General features: G+C 62.9%; 9 protein-coding genes. 5 read left to right on the top strand and 4 right to left on the bottom strand.

The annotated features are described in order from the left end of the window. Positions 1–150: 150 nt before the first annotated feature. Both BVH03_RS12965 and BVH03_RS12960 read right to left on the bottom strand, forming a co-directional pair. Entirely contained in the window at positions 151–702 is a 552-nt protein-coding gene (locus BVH03_RS12965) for a hypothetical protein (protein ID WP_075961562.1), read from the bottom strand. Positions 703–884: 182 nt separating this feature from the next. Next, entirely contained in the window at positions 885–1163 is a 279-nt protein-coding gene (locus BVH03_RS12960; RefSeq protein WP_075930516.1) for a hypothetical protein, read from the bottom strand. 318 nt (positions 1164–1481) lie between these two features. On the opposite strand from BVH03_RS12960, the gene BVH03_RS12955 reads away from it, so the two are divergent. Next, the gene (locus BVH03_RS12955; protein ID WP_075961561.1) at positions 1482–1829 is read left to right on the top strand and encodes a ribonuclease E inhibitor RraB; all 348 of its coding nucleotides are present in this window, start codon (positions 1482–1484) and stop codon (positions 1827–1829) included. 12 nt (positions 1830–1841) lie between these two features. On the opposite strand, the gene BVH03_RS12950 is transcribed toward BVH03_RS12955, so the two are convergent. Next, on the bottom strand, positions 1842–2159 hold the full coding sequence (locus BVH03_RS12950; protein WP_075961560.1) for a protealysin inhibitor emfourin: 318 nt from the start codon (positions 2157–2159) through the stop codon (positions 1842–1844). Continuing rightward, on the bottom strand, positions 2156–3190 hold the full coding sequence (locus BVH03_RS12945; protein WP_075961559.1) for a M4 family metallopeptidase: 1035 nt from the start codon (positions 3188–3190) through the stop codon (positions 2156–2158). The genes BVH03_RS12950 and BVH03_RS12945 overlap by 4 nt, the downstream gene beginning before the upstream one ends. Before the next feature lie 365 nt (positions 3191–3555). On the opposite strand from BVH03_RS12945, the gene BVH03_RS12940 reads away from it, so the two are divergent. The 4 genes from BVH03_RS12940 (at position 3556) to BVH03_RS12925 (ending at position 7699) form a co-directional block, all read left to right on the top strand. Further along, entirely contained in the window at positions 3556–4965 is a 1410-nt protein-coding gene (locus BVH03_RS12940; protein WP_075961558.1) for a circularly permuted type 2 ATP-grasp protein, read from the top strand. 2 nt (positions 4966–4967) lie between these two features. Continuing rightward, positions 4968–5918, top strand: a complete 951-nt coding sequence (locus BVH03_RS12935; protein WP_075961557.1) for an alpha-E domain-containing protein — start codon at positions 4968–4970, stop codon at positions 5916–5918. Then, entirely contained in the window at positions 5915–6712 is a 798-nt protein-coding gene (locus tag BVH03_RS12930; RefSeq protein WP_075961556.1) for a transglutaminase family protein, read from the top strand. Before BVH03_RS12935 ends, BVH03_RS12930 begins: the two co-directional genes overlap by 4 nt. 99 nt (positions 6713–6811) lie before the next feature. Continuing rightward, complete coding sequence (locus BVH03_RS12925; protein WP_075961555.1) at positions 6812–7699, top strand: AEC family transporter; 888 nt, start codon at positions 6812–6814, stop codon at positions 7697–7699. Positions 7700–8184 lie beyond the last annotated feature (485 nt).

The following is an 8184-nucleotide window of genomic DNA, read 5'->3' as shown; positions in this document are numbered from 1 at the left end:
TGCTCACTTGAAAGGTTGGTCGCGACCTTTCGAATCGTACAAAAGCAAACGCCCCGAACAATGTCGGGGCGTCTGATGGGATCACTACCTGCATCAGCGACTTTTCACACGCTCTGCTAGGCGCCGGTTTTCATCGGGGCAGGTGAGTGCTCAACTGCAACCCTCTACGTAGAACACCGCAGGCGGCAGGCCGATGCGCCAGCGGGTCACCAGGCCACTGCTATCGGTTTCGAACACCAGCCGCGCGTCGCTATCGACGTAGGGCGTGACGATGAAGTCGGTGGCACCTGGCTCGTACTTGTTGGGCTGCTCCTCGAAACGGCCCGGGTAGGTGGCGCGAATCTGCTGGGAGCTGCTGCCCACCTGCAGGCCACGCGGCGCCTTGCGTTCGCGGCTGTCGATGTCGTAACGCACGAACTGGCCATTCTCGAGCATGAACGAGGTGCCGAAGCCCTTGGCCGGGCGCGGCTCCTGGAACAGCTGGCGGCAGGTGTCCGAACCCCCACCGTCACGCAGCGAACCTTTCCAGGCGGCGCGCACGGCGGTTTCGTCGCTGCCGAAGCGGGCGCTGGCAAAACCGGTAAACGGACTGAGATCCTCCTTTTCCTGGAGCTTGGGCGGGCTGCTCTGGGCGGCGGAGGCGGTTTTGGCGGGGGTCTTGCTGGCGTCGCTGCAGGCGCTCAGCGCCAGGATACTGGTCATCACAACAGCGGAAATTGAAAGCGTACGGTTCGCCATGAAAATCCAACCTTCGTCTCGAATGGGAACGGCCGCACCTGGGTGCGGCCGAATCTATGAGGCATGAGACTGGTTGAATCAGGGCATTTGCATGCCGGGTTGTCAGTCAGAAAGCCCGCTGCGTATGCAGGCCTTCCATCGCAGTCTCATGCTGCGTGGCGTTTGGCCACATTTTCGGGAAAAAGATCCCGGCTTTTATCCAGATGCTGATCGACCAGCCACTTGCCGTGGGCGATCGACGCCTGTTGGGCCTTGGTCAAGTCGTCGAGAAAGGCGCCGTTGACGGGCAGGGCCAGACGGCGCGTGGTGCGCCCGTCGGGAGTGGTGATGCGGCAACCGCCTGCCCAGGGCGTGGGAATACCGGGGTGCTCCATCACCTCGGCACTGATGTGATGATCGCGGTAGGTGCACTGCAGCGTACTCATGGTGTGGTACCTCGAGGGTCTTGCCCCCGGCAGCACGATGATCTGGCGCCGCCGGCAGGGCGATGGCTTCATTCTCGGGTATAGCACGCTGATGTGGGCCGGCGCGGCAGGCCGACGAGCTGCGACGAAGATAGTTGCATGACCCGGCGCGCGCTGCGGTCTACTCTTCGAGGGCGTGCTGCGTTGATTGAGCACGTACCTCCAAGCTCGTACCGGAGGCCCTGAGCCTTCGCGTCATCACGGTGCGCCGTGTGTTGCATGTTGAGACAGATCGCCGGTTTGACGGCGTATCAATTCCTCGTCCGATGGAGATCAACTATGAGCACGATTCTGCACGAAGATGTTGGTAGCGGCATTCTGCGCCGCATGAAGGAGGGCGGATTCGATTTCGCCAGCGTCCATCCCATCGAGTTCTATGCCATTTTCCCCGATCAGGATCAGGCCTTGAAGGCCACTCGCAACTTTCGTGGCGAAAGCCTGCATGCCCAGGTCACCGAGCGTGACGAGGGCGACTGGTATCTGCAGGTCAGTAAAGTCATGCATGTCACGCCCGCCGGCATCGGCGACTTCGCCCAGGATCTGGAATCCGTGGTGATTCCCCTTGGCGGCGAGCTGGATGGCTGGGGCGTGACCCAGCAGATCAGCGCCGCCAGCGCTCGGGAATAGCGCCGGGCAGCACTACAGACCTTTCTCCCAGAGCGTCACCAGATCCCGAGGAGCCTGCTCCTCGGGAACGTTCAGCACCAGTTCCTCCTGCGCAGGGCGTGCACAGGTCTGCAGCTCGATACGATAGAACCGCTGGTCGCCACGCCCCGCCGCATCGCTGGCAACGGGCAGGCAGGCTTCCAGCAATGAGCATACCTGGCCGCGCTGGGTCGGGTCGCACTGGGCGAAATCGATCTCTCGCGGGCGACTGAGCGCGGCGACGCCCGCGAAGCCGCCCTGTCGGGAAATGCGTACCAGCGCCTCGTCGCTCAGTGGCGGTAGCTTGTTCATGGTGCGACGTCCTCGACACCTACGTCACTCCAGGCCTTGGCCACCGCGGCGGCCTCCGCCGAGCCCTTGCCGAAGCGTTGCTCGGCACGATCCACGCACAGGCGCGCGAAATCGATGAAGTCAGCGTCGTTGCCCAGGCGCTGGTCACACAGGGTGTCGTACCAGACCGGCCCGGCTTTCTCCCAGGCATGGCCGCCCAATGCCTTGGCCGCCAGGTAGAACGCGCGATTGGGAATGCCCGAATTGATATGCACGCCACCGTTGTCCTCACGGGTCTCCACGAAGTCGCGCATGTGCCCTGGCTGCGGGTCCTTACCCAGCAGCGGGTCATCGTAGGCGCTACCGGGCGCCGACATCGAGCGCAGCCCCTGGCCATTCACCGATTCGGTCAGCAGCCCGGCACCGATGATCCAGTCCGACTGCTCGGCAGTCTGCTGCAGGGCGTACTGCTTGGTGAGGATGCCGAACACGTCGGAGAGCGACTCGTTGAGGGCACCGGACTGGTTGACGTAAACCAGTGCCGCCTCGCTGTCGATGACGCCGTGGGTCAGCTCGTGGGCGACCACGTCGAGGGCGATGGTGAAGCGATTGAAGATTTCGCCGTCACCGTCGCCGAATACCATCTGTTCGCCATTCCAGAAGGCGTTCTCATAGCGCTGACCATAATGCACGGTGCCCAGCAGCGGGATGCCGTTGCCATCGATGGAGTGGCGGCCGAGCACTTCCCAGAAGAAGCGGTAGGTGGCGCCCAGCGCATCGTAGGCCTCGTCGACGGCTTTGTCGCCGCTGGCCGGCTGGCCCTCGGCACGGGCGAGCTGGCCGGGCAGCTGCATCTGCTGCCCGGCATCGAAGATGCTGCGCTCGGGTTGGCCGGCCGCTACCGCGCGACGTGCACTGGCCGAACGCGGCTTGCCGTAGTTACGCCTGAGCGAGCTGACATGCTGCAGGGTGTTGCGTGCGCAATCGCGCTGACGCTCGGAGCCGTGGCCGATGATGCGGTCGAGAATGTAGGGCGGTATCAAGCTGTTCATCGTGCATTCCTTGTCCGGAGAAGCGGGTCGGCCAGGCGCAAAACTGACCTCTCAAAGGTGGGAACGCAACGCGTCGGCAATGTTTCTGCCGCGCCGACATTTCTGGACAAAAGGGCGTGAGAGAAAAGTGCAATGCTTTGCCGCCTCGCCTGTCTGAAATTTCACGGGGGCAGACATGCCTCGCCAGCCTGAATGGACGTGATGCATGGGAACCGCGCACGCGGCTCACCTGCGCCTGTGGAACACGCCTCAAGATGGTGCAAAGCGGTTTCGGTTTAAAAAATAAGTAGTTGATCTTGAAGAAATAAAACCGCTGGCTCGGCGCTTGCAATGATCGGGTCGAACTGGGCTGCAAGGAGTACAGCATGACCCGCACCTTTTATGACGAGATGCACCTGCCCGATGGTGTCTGCCGCCCCCATTACCAGGCCTTTTCCCGTTGGCTGCAGGAAACCCCCCAGGACCTGCTGGACCAGCGCCGCCGCGAAGCGGATCTTCTCTTTCACCGTGCTGGCATCACCTTCACCCTGTATGGCGACGCCCAGGGTACCGAGCGACTGATTCCCTTCGACATCATCCCGCGCAGCATTCCGGCCAGCGAATGGCGCATCGTCGAGCGTGGCTGCATCCAGCGGGTGCAGGCGCTGAACATGTTTCTCGCCGACCTGTATCACGATCAGCGGATCATCAAGGCTGGTCTGATCCCGGCCGAACAGGTGCTGGCCAACGAGGGCTATCAGCTGGCGATGCAGGGCCTGGATCTGCACCGTGACCTGTATGCGCATATCGCCGGCATCGACTTGGTACGCGATGGCGACGGCACTTATTACGTGCTCGAGGACAACCTGCGTACCCCCAGCGGCGTGAGCTACATGCTCGAAGATCGCAAGATGATGATGCGTCTGTTCCCCGAGCTGTTCGCCAACCAGCGCATCGCGCCCATCGACCATTATCCCAGCCTGCTGCTCGACACCCTGAAGAGCTCCAGCCCGCTCGACAACCCGACCGTGGTGGTGCTCACGCCAGGGCGCTTCAACAGCGCCTACTTCGAACACGCGTTCCTGGCCCGGGAGATGGGCGTCGAACTGGTAGAAGGCGCCGATCTGTTCGTGCGTGACGACAAGCTGTTCATGCGCACCACCGCAGGCGCCAGGCAGGTCGACGTGGTGTACCGCCGCCTGGACGACGCGTTTCTCGATCCGCTGGCCTTCAATCCGGAGTCGATGCTCGGGGTGCCCGGGCTGCTTTCCACCTATCGCTCGGGCAACGTGGTGCTGGCCAATGCCATTGGCACCGGCGTGGCGGACGACAAATCGATCTACCCCTATGTCGGCGAGATGATTCGTTTCTATCTGGATGAGGAGCCGATCCTCAAGAACGTGCCGACCTGGCAATGCCGCAAGCCGGCCGAGCTGTCCCACGTGCTGGCCAACCTCAAGGATCTGGTGGTCAAGGAAACCCAGGGCTCGGGCGGCTACGGGATGCTCGTCGGCCCGGCGGCCAGCAATGCGGAAATCGAGGCCTTTCGCCTGCGCCTGATCGCCCGGCCGGAGGCCTACATCGCCCAGCCGACCCTGTGCCTGTCGACCTGCCCGACGTTCGTCGAGAACGGCATCGCACCGCGGCACATCGACCTGCGCCCCTTCGTGCTGTCCGGCAAGGAAACGCGCATCGTACCCGGTGGCCTGACTCGGGTGGCGCTGCGCGAAGGCTCGCTGGTGGTCAACTCGTCGCAAGGCGGCGGTACCAAGGACACCTGGGTGGTGGAGGACTGAGCATGCTATCGAGAACCGCCTCCGACCTTTATTGGATGTCCCGCTACCTGGAGCGCGCGGAGAACCTGGCACGCATGCTGGACGTCAGCTACTCACTGTCGCTGATGCCCCAGGACGGTCGCCGTGATGGCCTCGACGAACTGGCGATGCCGCTGGTGATCACCGGCACTCTGGAGGAATACCAGCAACCCCACGGTGCGCTGCATGCCGAGCGCATGCTGCATTTCTTCGCGCTCGATGCGCAGAATCCGGCGAGCATATACAGTTGCCTGGGTGCCGCACGCAGTAACGCGCATGCCGTACGCGGGCGCATCACAGCCGACATGTGGGAGAACATCAACGCCACCTGGCTGGAAATCCGCGGCATCGCCGAGCAGGGCCTGGGCCGTTATGGCATCAGCCGGTTCTGCGAGTGGGTCAAGGAGCGTTCGCACCTGTTTCGCGGCGCTACCTTCGGCACCATCGTGCGTGGCGAGGCTTATCGTTTCATCCGCCTGGGCACCTTCATCGAGCGTGCCGACAACACTTTGCGCCTGCTCGACGCGCGCTACGAACTGCTCGGCGAGGACATCGACGATGCTGATGGCCGGCCCGCCCATAGCTACTACCAGTGGAGTGCCTTGCTGCGCGCACTGTCCTCGTTCGAGGCGTTCGCGGAGGTCTATCGCGGCTCGCCTGGCGCGCGCAAGGTATCGGAGTTGTTGCTGCTGCGCCGCGACGTTCCACGCTCCCTGAGCGCCTGCATGGATGAGCTGTATCAGATGCTCGCCGGGTTGCCGGGTGACAACGGCAGGCCAGCCCAGCGCCTGGCCGCTGAACTGAATGCGCGGCTGCGCTACACCAGCATCGACGAGGTGCTGGACGAAGGGCTGCACGCCTGGTTGACCGATTTCATCGAGCAGATTCATCTGCTCGGCGGTGCCATCCACACGTCTTATCTGGAGGTCGCATGAGACTGTCCATTCGTCATAACACCAGTTATCACTACGAGGACCAGGTGCGGGCCAGCATCCAATACCTGCGCCTCACGCCTCACGACAGCCCACGCCAGCAGATACTCGACTGGCAGCTGGATCTGCCCCGGCCGGTTCGCGCACAGCGTGACCCCTACGGCAATATCCTCCATGTGCTGACCCTGGACGAACCCCACGAATCGATCGTCATCGGCGCCCGGGGGCTGGTCGAGATCGACGAGTCGAGCGATGCCGAGCACGAGAGCCAGTCGGCACTGCCGTTCCTGCGCTTCACCCAGCTGACCGAAGCGGATGCGGCGCTGCGGGATTTCGCCTGGATGCAATGCGCCCAGCGTCGTGACCGCAACGCGCTGATCGACCTGATGCACGGCCTCAACGACCATATTCGCTACCAGCCGGGTGCGACCGCCGTCGAGACCAGTGCCGCGCAAGCCTTCGCCGGGCGCCAGGGTGTCTGCCAGGATCACGCTCACGCCTTCATCGCCTGCGCGCGCAGCCTCGGTATTCCGGCGCGCTACGTCTCTGGCTACCTGGTCACTGACAATCAGGATCACCTGGCCAGCCACGCCTGGGCGGAAGCCTGGCTGGACGGCGCGTGGTACAGCTTCGACGTGACCAACTGCCTGGCCCGGCCCGAACGTCACCTGAAGCTGGCGATCGGCCTGGATTACCTGGACGCCTGTCCGGTGCGCGGCATGCGCCGCGGCGGCGGCAGCGAGCGGATGATGGCGCGGGTGGATGTGGAGCCATTGCTGAGCGCGCAGGCGCAGTGAGCGGAGAGGGCGCGTCATTCGCGCCCGTTGATGCCGACATGGCTTGCGATGAAGGGATGATCGCTTCTAGCATGGCTGCTTTGCCCTAAGGGAAAGGCCATGCTGGCCGAATTGTTCGCTGTTCTGGCGCCGGTAATCATCGTCTCCGGCATCGGTTATGCCTGGGCCCGCAGCGGCCAGGCTTACCCCACCGAATTCATCGCCCGTCTGGTGCTGACCGTCGGCACGCCAAGCCTGGTGCTGGCGACCCTGAGTCGTACCGATCTCGATCCCGACGCATTTACCAGCATGGCCCTGGGCTGCGTGCTGGTCACCGCCTGCATGGGGCTTTTCGGCGTGTTGTTCAGCCGCCTGTTTCGCCAACAGTGGAAGGTGCTGGTACCGGCGTTCCTGTTCCCCAACACCGGCAACATGGGCTTGCCGATCAGCCTGTATGCCTTCGGCGAACACGGCCTGGCGCTGGCTGTGGCCTTTTTCCTGACGCTGTCGGTCATGCAGTTCAGCGTCGGTATCGCCTTGTCGGGCAACGCCGCCTCCATCAAGGATCTGCTGCGCAACCCGATCATGATCAGCCTGCTGCTGGCGCTGCCGATGATTTTCATGGATCTGCAATTGCCGCGCTGGCTGGCCAACACCGTCGGCCTGTTGGGCGGCATGACCATTCCGCTGATGCTGCTGACCCTGGGTGTTTCGCTGGCCAGCATTCGTCTGCATCACTTGGGTTCCGGGCTGGTGCTGGGAGCGTTGCGTATCGTGCTGGGGGCTGGCGTCGGCTGGGGTATCGGTGCAGCGATGGGCCTCGAGCCGCTGACGCACGCCGTGTTGGTGGTGCAGTCGGCGATGCCGGTGGCGGTATTCAACTACCTGTTCGCGGTGCGCGCCAATCGCTCGCCGGAGCAAGTGGCGAGCCTGGTGATGTGCTCGACGCTGCTGGCGATCGGCTGGTTGCCGCTGATCCTGGCCTGGTGGATGCCGCGGGTCGCCTGATCAGCCGATCATCCGGCCCAGGTTGGGAAGAATCAGCAAGACGGCGGTTGCGAAGAGGATAAGCCCCGCCTGGCGGAATTTCGGTTTCTTGAACATGGCCGTTCGCCTTTTGATTGTTTTGATGGGCGCCGCTCGTCCCCAATGCCTCGGCAAAAATCCGATGACGTATGTATTGACTGTAGAGGGAGCGGGTTAGTTTTTTAGATCGCTTGTTTCTAAAGAAACATCAAAGCGCGCTTGCACGGATATGGAACTCTTCTCCATTACCCTATAACCCTGGCGCCGGGCGTCACGCGCCTTGCAAGGGGTGATCGCTAGCCCATGACCGTTCGTCCGAGACTTTCACACGCATAAAAAACCGGCCGCTTGCAGACTGTGTGAAAACCTAGCAGTCCGAGGGTGAGTTGAAGACAATGCCTCTATCGGTTGATAGGGGCATTGTCGTTTATGGGTTATATCCAGGGCGAAGGTCGCGGGCAAAGCAG

Source organism: Pseudomonas sp. PA15(2017), from assembly GCF_001945395.1.
In the GTDB taxonomy this organism is placed as follows: domain Bacteria; phylum Pseudomonadota; class Gammaproteobacteria; order Pseudomonadales; family Pseudomonadaceae; genus Aquipseudomonas.
This window is presented reverse-complemented; position numbering and strand designations above follow the sequence as displayed.